Below are 18411 nucleotides of genomic sequence, written 5' to 3' on the forward strand. Positions count from 1 at the left end.
CGCGGTGGCGGGAGAAGAGCTTGGTGGTGATGCTCACTGGGAACCTCCGGCAGTGATCGAGGCGGGAAAAAGGGGCTTAACCGGGGACGGCACCGGACACTCGTCCAGTGCCGTCCCGGATGCGGTGGCGATCGTCACAGGGCTTCCCGGACCTCGTTCGGGATGCGCAGATGCCGCGGCAGAACGAGCCCCAGCGGCAGCGCCGCGGCGAACGCGGAGTCCTGCGACCCGAACGCCGGCCGCATCCGCAGCCGGGCGGCCGAGGTCAGCGAGTCGACTGCCGCGCGAGCCTCCGGCTCCTGTGTGCGCTGCATGGTCGTGGCCGTGACGATGAGGCCGAAGTTCATCAGTCCGGCTCCGGCGGCTTCTTCCGCGGCCGTGGCCTGCGCAGAGCGCGTCGAGAGGGTGGAGCGCGCCGTGGGCTTGGTGGACGCGGAGGAGTTGAACTGCGCCGCGTTGAGGTCCGCTTCCACCAGCGCCGCGGCGCGGGCGGGGTCGATGGGGCGGTAGAGCAGTGTGACGCGCTTGCGAGCAATATCCCGGTGCGGTGCCAGCAGACGAGCGAGGATGCCCGCCTGAACCACGCCACGCGGGGGCGCCGTCATCGTCCACGACGTCGACACCGCACCGTCGTGCCGGTACGAGTCCCAGTGCGCCTCTGCGGCGGCAGGGCCGACATCCGTCCACGACAGATCGGCCGTCTCCCCTTCCGCGCGCGCCTGATCGATCAGCACGGCCGCGTCGGGATCGTAGGCGGTGCGAATGACCTCGCAGATTTCCTGCGCGCCGAGCGGGCGGGCTGCGCCGGCCCCGGTGGCGGCGAGGGAAGACGTCAAACCGGGGATGCGGGCGGAGAGGTCGGAGGCGACTTCCTGTGCGTTGCGGCGCTTCCCATTAATCCGAGCATTCGCGGTAAAGGTGAGCGCGATGTACGCGCGGATCGTTGCGGAGCCCACCGGGTAGGTCTCCACGACCTCCGAGAGCATCGCTCGAGCAAATAGCGGGGCGTCCGGGTCCATCGACCCCTCGACCTCACCGCGCAGGCGCGTACCCGTGTCGGGCGCCGTCTCGACCGTGACCGACGCGGCCTCGATGCCCGGTTCGTCTCCGAGGTTCGCGAGCCAGATGCCGTACTCCGCGACCTGGTTGTTGATCTGCTCCTGATCCACCAGCGCGGCGCCGTCCGGCTCGGTCGCGAGCACGATCGTGAAGTGGCGCGTGGCGGGCGTGCTGATCAGCGCGAACCGGCGGCCGTGGGAGTCCTCGTGCTCCGTGAGCTGCGACGCCGCCGCGAGCCCGGGGAGCTGGAACGTTCCCCACTTCGCGCGGCCGATGGGTCCGGAGCGGTAGATGTTCGCTCCCTTGCTCTTGGTGCGCCACCAGTTCACGCGGACCACCGTCCTTCCCAGGGCTGACTGCCCGTGCTTGTCCTTGACCGAGACGCTCAGGAGGATGCCGCCGAAGATCCCGGCGACGACTAGAGCCGGCCCCAGGCCGGAGAACATGGACGCGATGATCGAGGACACGATGCCCACGAACATCACGAGGGTGGCGAGCTGCCCCAGCCCGCCGAGACCGGCGGTCTGCGGCTTTCGCCAGTTGCCGTAGGTGCGGGCCTTCACCGGATCGGTGGCAGTTGCGTTGCTCATGGGTTAGCTCCCGTTCTCGTTGCTACCGGTCGCCTCTTCGGTGCCCGCCTTGACCGCCTGCGCGGCATGCTTCGCGCCCTCCGCCGCCTTCGTCGCGACGGCAATCCCGGCGCCGATCGGACCGGCGGCAGCCGCCGCCCCGCCCGCTGCTGCGCCTGCCCCGGCGCCGCTCGACGCTCCGGCTCCTGCACCACTGGTCGCGGCACTTCCCGCACCCGCACCCGCGCCGCTACCCGCCGTTGCCGCCGACCCGGAAGGGTCAGCGCCCGGGGATGACGCGGGAGAGCCCGGTGACGATGTGCTGCCGGTCGGTCCGTCCGTAGACGAGCTGTTGCCGCCACCGCCACCGCCTCCCCCGCCGCCGTTGTTGCTGGCACGGATCGCGCCCGTCGCGACGTCACCCGCGGCCGAAAGGGCCGCAGCTCCCAGCAGCAGGCCCGCGGCACCGCCCCCGCCGACCGACGCAACGGCCGGCACGAGGAAGCGCATCAGCGCGGGCAGGGCCACGAGCGCGATCAGCATCAGGGCCAGGCCCGTCACGATCTGGAAGAGCCCCGTGCCGTCTGACTTGAACAGGTCGGTGCCGGTCATCCGGAAGGCGATCGCGTACACGATCGCCGCGGCGGGCTTGTAGAGGATGAAGGCGAGGGTCCAGGCCATCGCCTTCTTGAACCACTGCCGACCGATCTCGGTGTTCGTGAACGAGGCGGCGAGCGGGAAGATCCCGGCCAGGACGACGAGCATCGCGCCACGGAACACCATCAGCGCGATCTGCACGTAGGTCATGAACACCGCGAGCATCCCCAGCAAGAACAGGCCGATCAGACCGATTCCGGAGGTCGCGGTGAGTGCGATCATCGCGAAGACGTTGGTGCCGAAGCAGTTGCTCTCGCCCTGCTGCGACACGTCGCAGTCGGTCGAGTTGTTGAGAATCCAGATCGAGAACTCATCCCCCGCTTGCGTCGCCAGGCGGATGACGACCAGGCCCGCGCCGGCCACAGCGATCAGCGTGATGACGGACCCAGCCAGCTCGCGCAGCGGCAGAGCGCGCTGCGTCCACACCATGCGGCCCGCCGCGACGAGGATCGCGAGGATCGCGAGGCCCCCGGTGTACCACTGCAACTGCCCCTGCACCCAGCCGACGACCGAGGAGGACTCGTTCAGGTGCATCGCCAGCGGCAGGAACCCGGTCACGAGCGCCGACGCCGAGGACAGCAGCAGTACGGCCAGGAGGATGACGCCGATGCGGCCCATGTGAGCTTCGCCGTCGCCGTGCCGGCGACGGCTCGCCATCATCACGCCAGCGACGATCAGGGACATGACGGCCAGGCCCGCGGAGACCCACGTCACGTAGCCGAGGATCGTCTCGAACGCCTCCGGTAGCGGCGGTGTGCCGCCGCCGTTGACGCCGCCGCCCTGGTCCACGACCGTGACCGGGGAGGGCACGTTCATCCAGACGGTGCCGAGCGAGGCGATGGCCTTGCCGTAGCCCTCCAGTATGTTGTTGACGAACTGCTGCAGGGCGTCGTTCGACGCCTTCGAGACGACGTTGCCGATAGCTGCGCCGGTCCAGCAGAAGACGTCCGCGGGGCTGCAAGGCTCGCCAGTAGGTGCGGGGGTCACGAGACGCCACTCCACGTCACATAACCGCCCAGGCTTTGCAGGGCGACAGGGCGAAAGGTGGGATCGCCTTCATCGGTGAGGACGATCTTCCAGTCGCCTTCTACCCACTTCAACGCGTAGGCGAAGCTGAGGAGAGAGCCGTTGCTTACCTGGAAAGCAGTGTCGACTGTCGCATCTGTACCCGAATAGGACAGCAGCTTGAACCCGGCGATCTGCGCGCTCAAACCCGTGTTGCTCTGGGTTGTGTCTTTGGCCAATGCTGCGTCTCGCCCGGCACCTGGCACCGTGAGCTGTGCGGTCACCAACGAGGACAGGCGGGCGTCAGTTCCCATTGCCCAGACGTTGGCAATCGCGAACAGGGCTCCCTCAGGCGTGTGGGCGTAACAGGAGCGCACCCCATCGGTGCCGGTAATTCCGGGACCGACGACCGCTGACTCAGGAGCGGCCATCGTGCCGACGATGGTCCACTCAGTTGTCGGGGCGGCGGTAAGCGTTCCGGTCTCCTCGTAGCCGGGGAGCCCACAAACGCTTTCGGCCTCCGCCGAGAGGGTGGAGCTGGGGTTGGGGGTGGAGACGCCGGGGTCGGCGGTAGTGGTTCCGCCTCCCCCGGCGTCCAGGGACGTCACGCCGAGCACGATGCCTGAGAGGGCGAGTACTCCGACGACGGTTGCTCCGATGATGAAGCCCTTCGTGGTGAACGGGTTGCGCGGTTCGGAGTCGTTCATGACGTCCCTTGCCTTCCTGTTGGTGGTGTCGTGGTGGTTTCCCGGGACGCTACGCGCCCATCAGGAAGCCGACGACGGTGAAGGCGGCGGAGATGATGATCACGCCGATGAGCAGGCGGCCGAGCCAGCCGCCGATTTCGCCGCCTTCGCCGCGGCGGGCGGAGACGGTCATGGTGACGCCGAGGATGATCAGGCCGACGACGGCGACGCCGAGGCCGACCCACTTGGCCCAGCCCATGACCGTGGTGAAGGCCTCGAACCCGGGCGGCATGCCGCCGGGACCCGGGTCCGGCACGACCGCGCCGAGCGCGCCCGCGGTGGTGAGGATGTCGGTGGTTGCTGCGAGCAGGGCAGACATGGTGTGCTCCGTTTTCTGTGTTGGGTGGTGCGGGGTGATCGGCGCCGCGGGTGCGACGTCGAAAGGGTCCGGTTATCCGGTGGTGAGCGGGCCGTCGGCGTAGGCGACGTCGAAGTGCAGGTGGTTCGGGGTGTCACCGAACTGGGTGATGTGCTGATACGTGGTCGAGCGGCACTGGATCTGGCCGGCTCGAGAGCCCTGGGGCACCTGAGGGTCGAGGACGTCGAGGAGCTGGAGGGCGTTGGGGTCGCAGCCGGTTGTGGCGGTGCCGGCGAAGCTGTAAAAATCCACGGCGTTCCCGCCGCCGTTCATCCAGTGGGAGGAACCGGTGCCTGCGCCGAGCAGGCTCCCGGTGCACTGGCGGTTGAGGTCGGAGACGCCGATCTTCCCGAACGTGTTCAGGGCGATCGTGATGATCTGGAGAATGCGGACATCGATCGCGCAGTTCTCCTTGGGGGTGCCCGCAGCCATGTCGCGGATCTGCTGCGCGTAGCGGTCCTCGAGAAGGGTCAGGTTGCCAGCGTCCATGGCCACGACGAGGTTCGCTGCGAGAGCCTGCGCATCGCCGGACACGGCGACGCATCCACCGACCGGCGCCGGTGAGGCGGGCGCGGTGCCGATCGGCGTCGACGGGGCACTCACCGGTGCCACCGTCGTCGTCGCGGTCGTGCTGCTGCCGAGGCCGATGAGGTAGGTCATGATCGCCACGGCGTCGGCGCGGTACTTCGTGTAGTGGTTCGGGTCGGCGTTGCGCTGCACCCTGTTGATCGCGATGGACGGCTCCATCGCCTGCCAGCCCTCGACAGCCACGAGGCGGTCGTAGAAGAAGCCCGCCGAGGTCGTCGGGTCCATGCGCTGCTCGACGGTGCCCCAGCTCGACTGCTGCTGGAACAGGCCGATCGAGTCAGCGACCGAACCGTCCGGGTTGATCGCTCCGTCCCCGTAGTTGATGTTCACCAGGGAGGACTCCCCGATCGCCGTCTGCACGCCGAGCGTCTGCCCATCGGCGCCGAGGCCCTTCGCGGCGCCCGCGTTGACGATCAGCGCAGCGTTCACGAGCTGGTCGTGCCCGTAGGCCCCGACCTTCGCGTCCGCGGGGATCGCGGACACGTTCACCGGTCCGCCGCCAGGCAGGCATGCTGCGGCCGCATCCTCAGCGGCGCCGAAGAACAGCAGCCACAACAGCAGTGCAATCGCGAGAAGCGGTGCCAGGACCGCCGCGAGAACCCCCATTCCCCCCTTCGCCACCGGGCTACTCCGACGCCAAGGGGGTGATCTGCTCGACAGCCCACGGACCGGTCTCGACGGTGCGGTGGACGTACACGGAGTACTCCCCCGCATCCGTGGGAACCCGGATCCGCATCGTGAAGGCGCCGTCCCCGTCCCGGACCGACGCGGCACCAATGACGGTCGTGCAGGGCACGTTGGCAGGGTCGACCGTTTCGTAGGCGACCGCCGCTTGCTGGCTGAGGAACGGGTACAGCTCAGCGATCCACGTGTCGTAATCCAGGGAGGGCCGGCAGAACGCCGTGACAGCGGCCGTGGCGGTCGCAAGAGTGTCGGCCTCGACACTCGGAGCCGGAGCCGGCTCGGCGTCGACCGGCGCCGCCTCGGTCGCTGATGCGGCCGGCGCCGGCGAACCCTCGGCGGCATCAGAACTGGTCGAGACGGCCGGCGTCTGAGCTTGCGAGTTCTCAGCAGTCGGAGGGGCAGCGGGTGGTGAGCAGGCCGAGAGGAGTCCTGCGATCGAAACGGACACCCCAAGCAGCCATGCGCGTGCGCACCGCTCGCTTACGGTCCGCTGGTGAACTGCACTCAAGTTGTGCCCCCTGCGAGATGAGCAGGAGCGACAGCCACCCCCACACCTCGAAGATATCACTTTTTGGGGTCATGATTGCATGAGTTGACATCCGGAACTCAGCCGGTGCAGTCTTACTTGCGCATCGATACCCGAAGATGTCTCGGCGGGGACCCCATACGCCATGATGTTGTGATGACCTCCGAGCCCGGCACCCCCGATGTGCCTGCCTTGCCACCGGAGGTTCTGTTGACTCAAGCCGTTCTGGCGAAGAAAAACGGCGAAGTCATCCGCGCATTGTGGGGCGAAACCGGAATGTACTTCGGAGATTTAAAACGTTCCGTCGATATGACCGACGCATCGCTCTCGCGCTGTCTCTCAACGCTCGAAAGTGCCGGTATCGTCCGCGTGAGTACTCATCTTCCACCCGGTGGACGTCGCGGGGTATCGGTCATGTACTCGATAGACACCGAGCGATTCGATGAAGTACTCGACGGCTTCACATCGTGGATCAAAAGCAGTCACACGCCCTAGCACATTTATTCCGCTTCAAGCTCCGCAAGGATGCGTTCCATTGCCGCCTCTGCTTCGGGTGAAATCTCCCCGATAGAGCGCATTTCTCTTCGGACTCGATTTCTCCGAAGGTCGAGGACGGCCGGCATAGCCTCTTGAAGCTGCGGCGGCACATTTTCTTCGGCCCGATAGAAAAAGGTGGAGGGGACGTCAAACAGATCGCCCAGCGCCTCGAACACGCTAATGTCCTTTGCGAGGACGTGAGAGCCGGACAGCATGTAGTGCCATTTGGTGCGAGAGAGGTCGACCCCCGCGGCCTTGACGTGTTCCTCCACCACGGCCCAGGACGGCTGACGCCCGTGCATGGTTTCGTACCGGTCGGTTGCGAGTCGCAGACGCTGCGCCAGCTCCTCCTTCGAGACGGTGATCCCACCGGGGCTCGTTGGGGTGCCCGCTCCTGACTCGGAATCAGTCATGAGGTACTCCCTGTCGTTCGTGCACGTAGGCGCGGGCTTCTTCTAACACTCTGTACTGGTCGCCAGAGAGATTCGCATGAAGTAATAGGGCGTCCTCGCACTCGGAGAGGTAGCCATACAGCTCGCTGTAATCATCATCATCACGGCCACCGTTCCGGCGTCGCGCCGCCGGAATTTGCGTCATGAGGTCCGTCCAGATCGGCCTCAGTCTGACCAGATGGTATCGCTCGCGCTGGTGCTGCTGACGAGCCCGCCACCGGTCAGTAATCGGTGCGTAGCTGAAGCCGGCCGCGAGGAAAGCCCCGCCCGCCAGCGACAGGGCCAGATCCATCCCTTTGGAGATGTGGACCGAATCTACCCAGCCCCTAGCAACGAGCAGAGTCACTAGCAGCACTCCGAAACAACCGATGGCGATCAAGTAGATAGGCAGCCGTCGATGAAAACCGAAGTGAACACGGATGTTCCTACGGCAGGCAACAAGCCCCATACTTGCTGTCGTGATGAGAGAAAGCCAAAGCACCGATTTGAACGCGAGCGCCGACGTTTCGCGGTCATAGTAGATAAGCTCGACATCGGTAATAGGCCAGCTGCTGGCCATAAAGACCGCCACCTGTAGGCACGCGCCCGTCAGACCAAGCAAGTAGACGGTGAACCGCAAGCGCGTCCGGATTTTTGTTGAAGTGGCGGAACGAATAATTATGTCATCGAAGATGATGGTTGCGACGAGTCCAGCCATGTGCATTAGCAGAACGGCCCGGTTGTGGCCGCCTACAGCCTGATCGATGACTGTGTAGAGAAGCGTGTTCTTTAGGGCAAGGAGTATCGCAAAGCCCACGCACCCTATCGTCAACAAAGGATATTTGAAGGCATTTCGTGTCGCAATTAGGGCGATGACTGGAAGAGCGCTTGCTGCAACGATGACCCACTCGAGAATCATCACCATAGCGTTCCGCCGAAACCTATGTTGCGTTGCATCGACTGGTCCAGCGCGTCAGCCGCTTGAATTTTCGCGAGGGCGTCTGCGATGGCCTCCGCTAGATCCTCCCGATCGACTCCAATCGTTACCCCCTGTTGATCGAGGAAGAACCACATCAGCACGTGTCCGTATTCATGTTGCAGGTTGTGCTTGCGGTGTAGACGCGTCGTGTCGTGGGGAATGTACATGACGTTCTTATTGCTACTTGTCCGCTGCCAGTAGCTCACCACTCCCCCGTGCAGGAGAGCGGGAGGCGTGTCACGAAACACGATGTCTCTTCCGCAAAGGTCCTCCATGTAGGCGAGCAGGCTCTCCGCGGTCAGGGGTCGCGGAAGCTTCGCAGCGAGCATCACCCTCGACACGAGGGCGCGTACCGGTTTTGACCACACGGACACATTATGGTTCATTGAACACGTACAACACTGGTCGTTAGCGGCCAGACGGGGGGTGGTTTCATGCACGCGTCGCACGCCGCACGGCTCCGTGCGCTCGCGGCTGCGCCGCGGGAGGCATGGGCCGACACCTACCGTCAGCTCGTGATGTTCGATCTGCCTCGCGACGCGCAGATCGGTCTGATGCTCAGTTACTACCGGTCCTTCGCTGTCCCGTCGATCGCTCGGACGCTTCACCGTTCAGGTGCTATCAAGTCGGAACCCAGAAAACGCTCAGTAGACACTGCGCTCATTCTCTACGAACTCATCGACGGAGAACTTCAGTCAGATCGCGCGCTCGAAATGATCGACCTACTTGTCTCGGCTCATCGCCACGTGAAAGCGCCCAGCGAAGATTTCCTCTATGTTCTCTTCAGTCTTGCAATAGTACCGATGCGGTGGATAGAGAAGCATGGGTGGCGTGAGCTGACGTCGGCGGAGCAAGTTGCAACAATCGACTTCTACGCGAATCTTGGCCGCGCAATGGGGCTCAGTAATGTTCCAGAGGACGTAGATGCCGCAAACTCCTTCTATCGCTCCTATGAGGAGGATCGGATTGCCTGGTCGCGTGAGGGGCAAGAGTTGACCGACTGGACAGTCGGAGTCATCCGCTCAACTATGCCGACGCCTGTCCGCCCCTTCGCGCGGCTGATCCTCAGCACATGGATTGGCGATAAGCGTGTGAGTCAGGCGCTGGGACTTCCTCGAACCAACGCCTTTGTCTCGGCGCTTTCCGCTGCTGCAATGAGCGTGCGGAATCGCCTCACGGCGCGCGCCCCTCGTCCCGCAAGTCCGCGATTTGTTCAAGGCGTAACGGGGTCGGCCCAGTACCCGCACGGATATTCGTTGACAGATTTGGGGGCGCATCGATGATGAGCACTAAAGCCTTTGGCCCCGGGAACGGCACTGATGCGCTTGGAGCTATTCAGACGCTTGTCGAGCCGGACATGACCCGTGTGCTGAGCTTCCTCGCGGACACGGCGGCATCGCCGGAGCTGCTGGCGCGCGCTACTCGCCTGCGGCCGTCCGCGGTGCGCCTCAAAGTCGAAGCGCTCGACCGGTTGGGGCTCCTGATCCATCTGGGCGAAGATCTCCGCGTCGACCCCAACTCGATCGCGTCGTTCGTGGTCGCCGCGCGACGCTCGCTCGACCTGTGACGGCGACACACCGGGCAGCGCGTCTCGCGATCGCTAGCGACAGCGGTATGTTTTCAGGCATGGCTACTCCCAGGCGACCTCGCGGCTCGCTCAATGACGCCGTAGCGACCGGCTGGAAGGTCGAGCGCGCGGCGAAGGACCGTTTCGATCAGCTCGCGCGTCACGCCAATGTGTCGTCGGCTGTGTTCTTCGAACGCCTGGTAGAGAGCATCGAGGTCGATTCTCGAGGGCTGCCGGTGTGGTGGACCTCCGAGACCGAGCCGAACGAGGAGTTGCCGATCACCACGACTTAACGCATTAGGCCCGCCGCTCACGCGACGGGCCTAGAAGCTCTCGCTTCACACCCTCGCTTACCAGGGCTAACAGGTGTGAAGCAGTTCCAGAAGTACCGGTTTCTCAGGCCGGGCCTTCGTCATCCCCACCCGAGGGAGGAGAAGTGACCTCATCGTAAGCCACATTGCTGTGTCTGCGCACGCCCAAAACGCCGAAGTTGACCTCTTCTCGGCGCCGTGGACGCTGACGCGCCGGCTGAGCCCCCGTGCCGCGGTGCGCACGATGCGCCCGGACGCCTACGGGCGCCTGGACGAGAACGCCTATCCGGCCGCGTTCCCCGTCTCCCCCGTCGCGCCGGCCGCGCCGTGGGCGATCTACCTCACCGATGACGCTGGAGCGTTCCGGCTGCTGTGCTTCGACTTCGACGGCAAAGACTCCCACGGCGTCGACGCCGAGCTCATGGAGCAGGCCGCGGACGACTGCGACGCGCTTTCCGCTGTCCTCGACGCCCACCAGGTCGCTCACATCGTCTGTCAGTCCTCCGGCACCGGAGGCCGCCACCTGTGGGTCGCTCTCGCGGAAGCCGCCCCAGCCGAGCAGGTGGCCCGATTGGCGATCGCCGCTCGAGCAAACTTCCGCACCCTCGATCACGGGATGCTCCGCAACCCGCGCACCGGCGCCGCCCGTCCGCCGCTCTCCCCGCACCGCGACGGCAGCTTCTCGACCGTCCTCCGAGGCCGCGCGGAGGAGCTGCTGGATACGAACGTCACCGCGGCCGCCATCGATGCCGTCACGGTCGCGCTGGAAGAGTCCCGGCCGCCGCTGCGCGTCGACGCCACTCCCCCAGTACCCACCGCCACCGCACACCAAACGCACCGGACGCTCAGCGCTGCCGGCGCCGCGCACATGGCCACGCCCGGCGGCGGCGCGAATCCCTCGTGGACCGCGTTCATGTGCCTGCTCTCCGCTGCGCACGCCGGCTGGTCTGACACCGACGTCGAGCACGCCGCCCGGACCGCTCCCGGGATGGAGCACTACCGGACCAAGAACACCGGGCGCGGCCACCGCCGGCCCCGCGCCCGCGACGAGGCTGCGGAGCGCCTGGCGCGGCAGTGGGAGAGGGCCCGCCAGTACGCGGCGCTGCACGCCGTTCTCCCGCCCGAGCGCGAACCGGGCGACCTAGCGGAGCTGGACAGCCTCGTCGGCGCCGTCAGCGCCCTCCTCGACCGGTTCCGGGTGAGCCCGGGCCGGTGGGGCAGGACCGAGCGGGCGACGTCGGAGAAGACGATCCTCACCGCCCTGGCCTACCTCACCTTGCACACCGGCAAGCGCACCGTGGCCGCGTCCATCCGCGACCTGGCCCTCCTGGCCGGCCTGGGCCGCACCACCGCGGCAAGCGCCCTGCGGACGCTGCGCGAGGACGGCTACGTGCAGCTCGTCGTCCGCGCGGACGGATCCAACGCCAGCGAATGGCGACTGTCCGAGCACTTTTCCACAGGCTCCCTGCAAAGTCCGGTCACAACCACTAATAACCCCCGCCCCCCCGGGCCGCTTTTCACCGAACGAGCCATGCTGCTCACCACGCTCGAGGCGGACCTCACGGACACTCGGCACGACCTCTTCACTCGCGCCGGCCTCGGACACCTGGCAGGCAAGGCGTACGCGCTCTTGCGCCGAGAAGGGACCCTCGCTCTCGACGCCGCAGCCACCCTGCTGGGAGTGACCACCCGCACCGCCGCCACCGCCCTCTCCCGCCTGCGCACACACCGGCTCATCGTCAAGCACACCAACGGCTGGACCCAGGCCAAGCGTGACCGCCGAACCGCCGCCGCTCGTGCGATCGGGGTCGACGGAGCGTTGACGGATCGAGCGCACCGCTACGACGTCGAGCGCGAAGTGTGGGCCTGGTGGCAAGCCGAGCTCGCGCACCGCTCCTCCTCCCCCAGGCAACGCCCGCGACGCCGACACGTGTCGAGCCGTCCCCTGTTCGAGGACAGCACCGCTGGCGAGCGCGTCTGGCCGCTCTACCCCCGCGACGCCGCCGGCCGCGGCGATCACCGCGAGGCGCTGCACTGGGGACGCACCGGCATGCTCGCCCCCGGCTCGCTCTGGTGGTCCTCGACCGCCGCATGACGTCGACCGCACGCGTTCGAACATATGTTCTACTGGCGGCGTGGGAACGAACCGACGCTACGAGCGCCACGTCGGCGCACAGATCGATCGACGCATCGAAGAGACAGCCGGCCGCGGCCACCCCATCGGCCTGACCGACGACGAGCTAGACAAGACCCGGCAGCGGCCCACCTGGGCCGCCACTCCCCTGCCCGTCTGGGCTTGGGTCCGCTACCCCGGCACCCCCGTTCGCGTTGAGGGCTTCGCTATCGCCTGGACCGCCCGAGCCGTCATGGTCGAGTGGCAGGACCGCGACGCCAGCCGCCGACTGTGGGTCTGGGCGTCCGCCGTCGAGCGACGGCCCCAGTAACCGCGCATCCCCCAAGTCAGCACGTCAGCATGTTTACATGTCAGCATGCAGACTGGTAGTCTTGTCATCATGATTACAGCGGTAGTGAACCTGAAAGGCGGGTCGGGCAAGACCTCGACCGTCATCCATCTCGCAGCAGCGCTTCGCGAGACCGGGGAGAGCGTGCTCATTGTCGACGGCGACCCGCAGGGCAGCGCGCTCGACTGGGCCAACACCCTCGGTTGGGACGCGACCGGGCTGCCTCGCAACACGATCCACAAGCAGCCCTGGTTGAGCAGCAGCCACCAGAACGTGCTCATCGACACTCCCCCGGGCGACCTGGGTATCACGACGTCAGCAGCTCGAGCCGCTGACCTGATCCTGATCCCGATCCAACCCACCAGCGGCGACTTCTCCCAGTACGCGGAGACGGTCAACCTCATCGAGCAGGTTCAAGCCCTCACGGACGCGCCGGCCTTCACCCTCCTCACCCGAGTGGTCAAGCGCACGGTCGCCGCTGGGCAGATCCGCGACGCGCTCGAACCGTTCGGCGTCCCCGTCCTGACGAGCGAGATCCCGCAGGCGCAGGCTCTCGCGATGGCGTACGGCCTGCCGATCACCGATCCTGGCCAGTACCGAAACGTGCTCGCGGAGTTGAAGGGAATCGTCAAGTGAGCGAGAACCGCTTTGCGGCCGCGGGCCGCGCAGCTCGACCGAAGAGAGCCCAGGCGGGCGAAGGCACCTTCGTGCCGCCGACCCAGCTCGCCGTGTTCTCCGTCCGACTCCCCCAGGACTCGATCCGAGCGGTGAAGATCCTGGCGGCCGAGCAGGGCGTCCCCGTACAGGTGCTCGCTGCGGAAGCCTTTCAACTCCTCCTCGCCCAGTACGAGGGACACAAAGCTGATGACAAGTAAGCATGTAATCAAGTCAACTTCCCTACATGCCTACCGGGCCGTCCGGCCCTCCCAGGCCGTCACTCGCCATCCGCGGTGACCCCGTGATTGGGAGCAGCCGGCAGACGCGGGATCGGATGACCCACGAGCTACTGCGCGTCGGCGCCGCTATCTTCCGGGGGACCTGCGCGGTGGCGGCGGCGCTGTTCGAACCCACGGCTCGGCAACTGTGGTGACGGACGTTCGAGTCCCCACAGCACGTGCTGACTTGTAGGCATGTTTACAAGTCAGCATGTCGCGGTCGACGGTGGGGGAGGGTCGGCGTTGCCGCCCCATGAGGGGTAACCCCTCACGCTCCCCGGTATCCCGTTCCGGGGCGCGAGCTGCACTCGCGCAGCAGCGACGGAGCGCCGCCCAGAGGTTCGGCCGGCGGTGCCGGCCGCTGATGTTCGCCCGTTGGGCTCACGCTTCTTTGCCGTGAAGCCTTCGGCGGCTCCCTCCGCTTCGCTGCGCTCGTAGCTACCTACGGGCTCCGTTCAAGTGGCTGCGCCACCGACTCCTCCGAGACTTTCGGCACGCGGTCGCGGCGCTCCCTTATTTCGCGCCGAAACTCTCTCCCCCCTCGCCCTGCGGATTGCACTGCGCCCTCCGGTTGCTAAGGCGGAAAACCGCCTTCCTTACCGTTATTTCCGTGGATCCGGGGCAGTTGTAGGCTCCGGAACGCGCCAGGGATCCCGGGTATGGCTGACCGCCTTCAGCCGACTGATGGCACGCCGTGATTAGCCGCCCGGGACCCCGCAACGGCAGGACCGCTCATTGAGAAACGCGACCAGATCGCCCCGTAAGGACATGCCGGCAAGGTCGTTCATCGCGCACCGCACCCCTCAACGGAAGGACCCTGCATGCCACAACTCTGGGCCGGTATCGACGCCGGCAAGACCGAACACCACTGCGTCGTCATCGACGGCAACGGAACCAAGCTGCTCTCGCAGCGCTTCAAGAACCGAGAGTCAGCGATCCTGACCCTGATGGGCGACGTCGCCTCCTTGCCGGGTGGCACCGACGTCGCGTGGGCGACGGACCTCAACCACGGCGGAACGGGGCTGCTGCAGACGCTGCTCAGCTCCCACGCGCAGCCGCTGTTCTACATCTCGGGCCGGGTCGTTCATCACGCCTCGGGCGCCTACCGAGGCGAGGCAAAGACGGACGCGAAGGACGCGGTCATCATCGCCGACCAGGCCCGGACCCGACGAGACGTGACGCTGATGCGGCAGGCCGACGACGTCACCGCGGAGCTGCGCCTGCTCTCAGCCCGGCGCGAGGACCTGGTGCACGACCGCACCCGCGCCGTAAATCGGCTACGCGCCATCCTGGTCCACTACTTCCCGTCACTCGAGGGAGCGTTCAACTACGCGACGACCAGGGGACCTCTGGTGCTGCTCACCCGGTACGCGACGCCGTCCGCGATCAGGCAGACGGGGGAGAGCCGTCTGGCGTCGTGGTTGAAGGGGCAGGGCTGTTGGAAGTCCGCGGCCGTCGCTAAGACGGCGGTGGAAGCCGCGCGCGAGCAGACCTCGGTCGTCGCGGGGGAGGATGCCGCGGCCCGGCTGGTGAGCCGGTCCGCCCGCGATCTGCTCCGCATCCGCGACGAACTCGCCGAGCTCGAGGCCGAGATCGACGCCGTTCTACAGGACAGCAGTTCTGCGGATCTGCTCGTGTCGCTCCCCGGATTTGGGCGCAGGCTCGCCGCGGACTTCCTCGCCGCAACCGGTACTGACCTCGCCGCATTCGAGACGCCCGACCGGCTGGCCAGCTTCGCGGGCCTCGCTCCCGTGCCGCGCGACTCCGGGAAGATCTCCGGCAACCACCACCGGCCACGGCGCTACGACCGGCGGCTGTTGAACGCCTGCTTCCAAGCGGCGTTCATCGCGTCGAGGAACTGCCCGGTCTCTCGCTCGTTCTACGAGCGAAAACGTGGCGAGGGCAAGTCGCACAAGCAGGCACTGATCGCACTCGCCCGACGCCGCATCAACGTCATCTGGGCAATTTTCCGCGACCAGACCAGCTATCACCCCACAGGCGCAGAGCCCGCCGCGTTCGCGTCAGGGACGATCGCAGATGGGTCGGCGGCTCGTGGTCTCGGTGCTGGCGGGAATCCGTGGGAGGGCATCGGCAACCGTCACTCGTGGTGAACCACCTCGCTGCGGGGTAATCCTGGTCAGGGATTCTGCGCGCGATCGACGCGCGCGACAATCGCGCGCAGTGCTTCGACTTCGATGCTGAGGGCGGCGGTGCCCTGAGGAGTGAGAGCGACCCAGTTCTTGGCTCGGCGGCCGTCGTAGCCCCGTCGTGTGGTGATGTGACCGGCCCTGAGTAGGACTTCGAGGTGTCGCCCAAGGTTGCCGTCGGTGAGGTCGAGGGTCGCGCGCAGGAACCGGAAGTCGGCTTCGCCAGCCTCGTGAAGGATGGTCAAAATCGCAAGACGTGTTCGTTGGTGGACGGCATCGTCCAAGGACGCGAACTCGTCGTCGGTCGACTCCTCAGCGCCTGGTGTCACGGGCACGTCCCGTCTCCTGCCGGAAAGCAGTAATACCCAGAACGACGACGGTGATGCCGGCGATCGCGAGAACGACGCCATCGATCGACAGAGGCGTGGAACCGTAGGAATCACCCGGGGTCAACCCGCTCTCGGCGGCGGCGCCCTGCAAGAAACTGTTGAAGAGGAAGGGGGAAACTACTGCCACCCCGAGGCCAGCAAGCCACTGGCTGCGATTCTCGAGTCGCCAACCGATCGCGAACAGGAGCACCCCGACAAGGAATGCCGGACCGACGAACTCAACGAGGAAGGCCGGACCGGCGAACATCGTGGGCAGAAACGTCAAGATCGAGATAGTGGCGATGACAGCCGCGACCGGCCCCATGCGCTCGCGCCCCATTCCCACACCTGCGTGAGCAGCAGTAGCCCTCAACACGAGCCAGAGAGCGATGCTCGTGAAGGCAGGTATCAGGAAGCCGACGGTGAAGAGCGTCGAACCGGCCAGGGGCAGCAGTCCGGCTGTTACCACTCCGACGCCGGAGACGATCAGCGGAAGTGATGACACGTGCCGCGCGTCTCGGACCCGTTCTTCTAAGGGCGTGCGAGTCAGCGACATGATGCTCCGATCACTCTGTGGTGTAGAGCAACTGTACTCTGCATTGCAGAGCGGTCGCTAGGACGTCCAGCGTCGGGACCGTTTCGAGCGGCCGCAATTCCGCGCATCAGATCGCGAACAAGCGGACGCCGACCTCAGGCCGGCGCGGTGTCGTGCGCTGCGCGAATTTTTGCCTGGAAGCCTTCGGCAGCGTACGGGCCTCCGGCGTCCACGCAAGCCGCTGCGCGGCCGGCTCCTCCGAGCTTCTCGGCACGCGGTCGCTGCGCTCCCTCCCATCGCGCCGACAACCTCTCCTCCTCCGCCCTCCGGGTTGCGCTCCCACCTCCGACCCTGCTCGGCACTACGTGCCTTCCAGGCAAAAAAACGCTGGGAGAGAAGGAAGAACGATCCGGCCAGACCACCCCCGCTGGCTTGACAAATCTGATTGAGAATCACGGCAAAAAAACGAGGGGGAGGGGCAGGGCAGGACTACCGCCCGGGACCCGACGACGAGAGGACTTCACCATGACCGACACCGCCACCACCGAACCGCAGACACCGACCCTCCCGGAGGCGGTGGCCGAGTTCGTGTCCGTGTTCTCCCACGGGGACACCGCCGACGATCTGGCCGTCCGGATGAGCTGCTGCGAGGTCGACGCGTTGGCCGGACTCCTGCGAGCATTCGGACGAGACGAGGCCGCCGACCTGTGGATCGCGGAGCACGCGACCGACGACGACGAGGGCGACGCGCACACCCCGGAAGGAGCGAAGCGATGACCGAGCAGCCGAAGGCCGACGCAGTGACGATCTATCTCGCGGCGGCGGACGCCTACGACGAGGCGGTGACCGCGTTCCTCACCGCGGGCGCTACCTACACCGCGGCCCTCGCGAATTTCCGCGTGGCGATGACCGTCTCGCCCACTCTCTCCTGCGAGAAGGTCAACGTGATCGCGCAGATGCTCGACAAGGCCGGTGACCGCGACGCGGCCGGGTGGTGGATCCACGCGCACTGCGCCGAGGAGAAGCGCGAGGAGTTCGAAGCGCACATGGAGTTCTATCTGGAGGATTCCTCATGGCTCTGACCGTCTACTCGAAGCCGTCGTGCGTGCAGTGCACCGCGACCTACCGAGCCCTCGACGCGAAGGGCATCGAGTACACGACTGTCGACGTCACGACGAACCCCGCAGCGCTCGCCTACGTCACGGAGGAGCTGGGCTACTCCGCCGCCCCGGTGGTCGTCGCGAGCGACGAGGATCACTGGTCGGGGTTCCGCCCTGACCTCATCGAGAAGCACGCAGCGTGACCGGCCCGAACGTCGAGAGCGACGAGTACCGGGCAGGGTATCTCGCCGGGCGCGCGGACCGGCAGGGCGAGGTCGACTGGGCGGAGAACGAGGCCGATCGGTACTACCGCCTCGCCTACGGCGACGAGCGGCGTCTCCCGGCCTACGCCGTGACGCGCGCCGAGCTCGAACAGCGCAGGGCGCTGTCCGAGCCGCCCGTCGAGGTCACCCGACGCGACGCTCTCGCGTCCTGGGGCATAGAGCCGCGCCCCACTGACAACCCCGCGGCTGACGCCACAGACGAGATCCCGCCGACGTCGACGGGACGACCCACGAACCGAACCAGCAGGAGAAGGCAAATGAGTACCAGGACCATCACCGGCAACCTCGCCGCCGACCCCGAGGCCGTGCAGGCGGGCCGCGTACAGATCGTGAAGCTGCGCGTCATCGAGAACACCGGCGAATACCGCGCGGGGGAGTGGACCCCGCACGACGCCCCGACCACGCACTACGTGGAAGCGAAGTTCGAACTCGGCGAGCACGTGCTCGCCTCCCTCCACAAGGGCGACGCCGTGATCGTCGTCGGCTACGAGCGCACCGTCGCCTGGGGCGAAGGCGAGAACCGCCGCACCGGCCGCGTCCTCGAAGCCGACGCCATCGGCCCC

The 18411-nt window shown here is 66.5% G+C and carries 23 protein-coding genes and 1 pseudogene; 13 read left to right on the forward strand and 11 right to left on the reverse strand.

Features of this window, described 5'->3' with window-relative positions; translation table 11 throughout:
• Positions 1–134: 134 nt before the first annotated feature.
• From C5C99_RS13660 to C5C99_RS13685, 6 genes are all read right to left on the reverse strand, one after another.
• Complete coding sequence (locus C5C99_RS13660; protein WP_181074617.1) at positions 135–1649, reverse strand: SCO6880 family protein; 1515 nt, start codon at positions 1647–1649, stop codon at positions 135–137.
• A gap of 3 nt (positions 1650–1652) precedes the next feature.
• Positions 1653–3272, reverse strand: a complete 1620-nt coding sequence (locus tag C5C99_RS13665) for a hypothetical protein (protein WP_104256224.1) — start codon at positions 3270–3272, stop codon at positions 1653–1655.
• Entirely contained in the window at positions 3269–3997 is a 729-nt protein-coding gene (locus tag C5C99_RS13670) for a hypothetical protein (RefSeq protein ID WP_104256223.1), read from the reverse strand. The genes C5C99_RS13665 and C5C99_RS13670 overlap by 4 nt, the downstream gene beginning before the upstream one ends.
• A 49-nt stretch (positions 3998–4046) precedes the next feature.
• Positions 4047–4355: a hypothetical protein gene (locus C5C99_RS13675; RefSeq protein WP_104256222.1), complete on the reverse strand. Its 309-nt coding sequence runs from the start codon at positions 4353–4355 to the stop codon at positions 4047–4049.
• Positions 4356–4427: 72 nt separating this feature from the next.
• On the reverse strand, positions 4428–5588 hold the full coding sequence (locus C5C99_RS13680; protein WP_146083198.1) for a hypothetical protein: 1161 nt from the start codon (positions 5586–5588) through the stop codon (positions 4428–4430).
• Positions 5589–5607: 19 nt separating this feature from the next.
• Positions 5608–6114, reverse strand: a complete 507-nt coding sequence (locus C5C99_RS13685; protein ID WP_104256220.1) for a hypothetical protein — start codon at positions 6112–6114, stop codon at positions 5608–5610.
• Positions 6115–6348: 234 nt separating this feature from the next.
• Between C5C99_RS13685 and C5C99_RS16860 the strand changes: the two genes are divergently transcribed.
• On the forward strand, positions 6349–6687 hold the full coding sequence (locus C5C99_RS16860; protein WP_146083197.1) for a helix-turn-helix transcriptional regulator: 339 nt from the start codon (positions 6349–6351) through the stop codon (positions 6685–6687).
• 5 nt (positions 6688–6692) lie between these two features.
• On the opposite strand, the gene C5C99_RS13690 is transcribed toward C5C99_RS16860, so the two are convergent.
• Genes C5C99_RS13690 through C5C99_RS16865 form a run of 3 tightly spaced genes read right to left on the reverse strand, consistent with a single transcriptional unit; the run spans position 6693 to position 8306 of the window.
• Complete coding sequence (locus C5C99_RS13690) at positions 6693–7142, reverse strand: hypothetical protein (protein ID WP_104256219.1); 450 nt, start codon at positions 7140–7142, stop codon at positions 6693–6695.
• A complete protein-coding gene (locus C5C99_RS13695) occupies positions 7135–8079 on the reverse strand; it encodes a hypothetical protein (protein ID WP_146083196.1) in 945 nt (314 codons plus the stop codon). Before C5C99_RS13695 ends, C5C99_RS13690 begins: the two co-directional genes overlap by 8 nt.
• Positions 8079–8306, reverse strand: coding sequence for a hypothetical protein (locus C5C99_RS16865; protein ID WP_146083195.1), 228 nt, complete (start codon positions 8304–8306; stop codon positions 8079–8081). The genes C5C99_RS13695 and C5C99_RS16865 overlap by 1 nt, the downstream gene beginning before the upstream one ends.
• Before the next feature lie 348 nt (positions 8307–8654).
• On the opposite strand from C5C99_RS16865, the gene C5C99_RS16870 reads away from it, so the two are divergent.
• The 8 genes from C5C99_RS16870 (at position 8655) to C5C99_RS13730 (ending at position 15525) form a co-directional block, all read left to right on the forward strand.
• Positions 8655–9422, forward strand: a complete 768-nt coding sequence (locus C5C99_RS16870) for an oxygenase MpaB family protein (protein WP_146083194.1) — start codon at positions 8655–8657, stop codon at positions 9420–9422.
• A 74-nt stretch (positions 9423–9496) separates the two neighbouring features.
• Entirely contained in the window at positions 9497–9706 is a 210-nt protein-coding gene (locus tag C5C99_RS13705) for a hypothetical protein (protein WP_146085237.1), read from the forward strand.
• 59 nt (positions 9707–9765) lie between these two features.
• Positions 9766–9999 carry a hypothetical protein gene (locus C5C99_RS16875; RefSeq protein ID WP_146076972.1) on the forward strand — a complete coding sequence of 78 codons (234 nt, stop codon included), beginning with the start codon at positions 9766–9768 and terminating at the stop codon, positions 9997–9999.
• Between the two features lie 169 nt (positions 10000–10168).
• Entirely contained in the window at positions 10169–12112 is a 1944-nt protein-coding gene (locus C5C99_RS13710) for a hypothetical protein (protein WP_104256215.1), read from the forward strand.
• A gap of 40 nt (positions 12113–12152) precedes the next feature.
• Positions 12153–12461 carry a hypothetical protein gene (locus C5C99_RS13715; protein WP_104256214.1) on the forward strand — a complete coding sequence of 103 codons (309 nt, stop codon included), beginning with the start codon at positions 12153–12155 and terminating at the stop codon, positions 12459–12461.
• 69 nt (positions 12462–12530) lie between these two features.
• Positions 12531–13115 carry an AAA family ATPase gene (locus tag C5C99_RS13720; protein WP_181072910.1) on the forward strand — a complete coding sequence of 195 codons (585 nt, stop codon included), beginning with the start codon at positions 12531–12533 and terminating at the stop codon, positions 13113–13115.
• Positions 13116–13186: 71 nt separating this feature from the next.
• Positions 13187–13354 carry a ribbon-helix-helix domain-containing protein gene (locus C5C99_RS17210; RefSeq protein ID WP_181074618.1) on the forward strand — a complete coding sequence of 56 codons (168 nt, stop codon included), beginning with the start codon at positions 13187–13189 and terminating at the stop codon, positions 13352–13354.
• An 881-nt stretch (positions 13355–14235) separates the two neighbouring features.
• Positions 14236–15525, forward strand: a complete 1290-nt coding sequence (locus C5C99_RS13730) for an IS110 family transposase (protein ID WP_258063702.1) — start codon at positions 14236–14238, stop codon at positions 15523–15525.
• Positions 15526–15551: 26 nt separating this feature from the next.
• On the opposite strand, the gene C5C99_RS13735 is transcribed toward C5C99_RS13730, so the two are convergent.
• Together C5C99_RS13735 and C5C99_RS16880 are read right to left on the reverse strand one after the other, a co-directional pair.
• Entirely contained in the window at positions 15552–15896 is a 345-nt protein-coding gene (locus C5C99_RS13735; protein WP_258063703.1) for a transcriptional regulator, read from the reverse strand.
• The gene (locus C5C99_RS16880; RefSeq protein ID WP_146083192.1) at positions 15874–16485 is read right to left on the reverse strand and encodes a hypothetical protein; all 612 of its coding nucleotides are present in this window, start codon (positions 16483–16485) and stop codon (positions 15874–15876) included. The genes C5C99_RS13735 and C5C99_RS16880 overlap by 23 nt, the downstream gene beginning before the upstream one ends.
• A 504-nt stretch (positions 16486–16989) precedes the next feature.
• Here C5C99_RS16880 and C5C99_RS13740 point away from each other — a divergent pair.
• From C5C99_RS13740 to C5C99_RS13755, 4 genes and pseudogenes are all read left to right on the forward strand, one after another.
• Entirely contained in the window at positions 16990–17241 is a 252-nt protein-coding gene (locus C5C99_RS13740) for a hypothetical protein (RefSeq protein ID WP_104224211.1), read from the forward strand.
• Positions 17238–17546 carry a hypothetical protein gene (locus tag C5C99_RS13745; RefSeq protein ID WP_104256210.1) on the forward strand — a complete coding sequence of 103 codons (309 nt, stop codon included), beginning with the start codon at positions 17238–17240 and terminating at the stop codon, positions 17544–17546. The genes C5C99_RS13740 and C5C99_RS13745 overlap by 4 nt, the downstream gene beginning before the upstream one ends.
• Positions 17537–17767 (forward strand): glutaredoxin-like protein NrdH, encoded by a 231-nt coding sequence (gene nrdH, locus C5C99_RS13750; RefSeq protein WP_104224209.1) that lies wholly within the window; start codon positions 17537–17539, stop codon positions 17765–17767. The genes C5C99_RS13745 and nrdH overlap by 10 nt, the downstream gene beginning before the upstream one ends.
• Positions 17764–18411: pseudogene (locus C5C99_RS13755) on the forward strand (single-stranded DNA-binding protein); the annotation flags it as partial. The gene nrdH and the pseudogene C5C99_RS13755, both read left to right, overlap by 4 nt.

Source organism: Rathayibacter sp. AY1C4 (assembly GCF_002932195.1).
Classification (GTDB): domain Bacteria; phylum Actinomycetota; class Actinomycetes; order Actinomycetales; family Microbacteriaceae; genus Rathayibacter.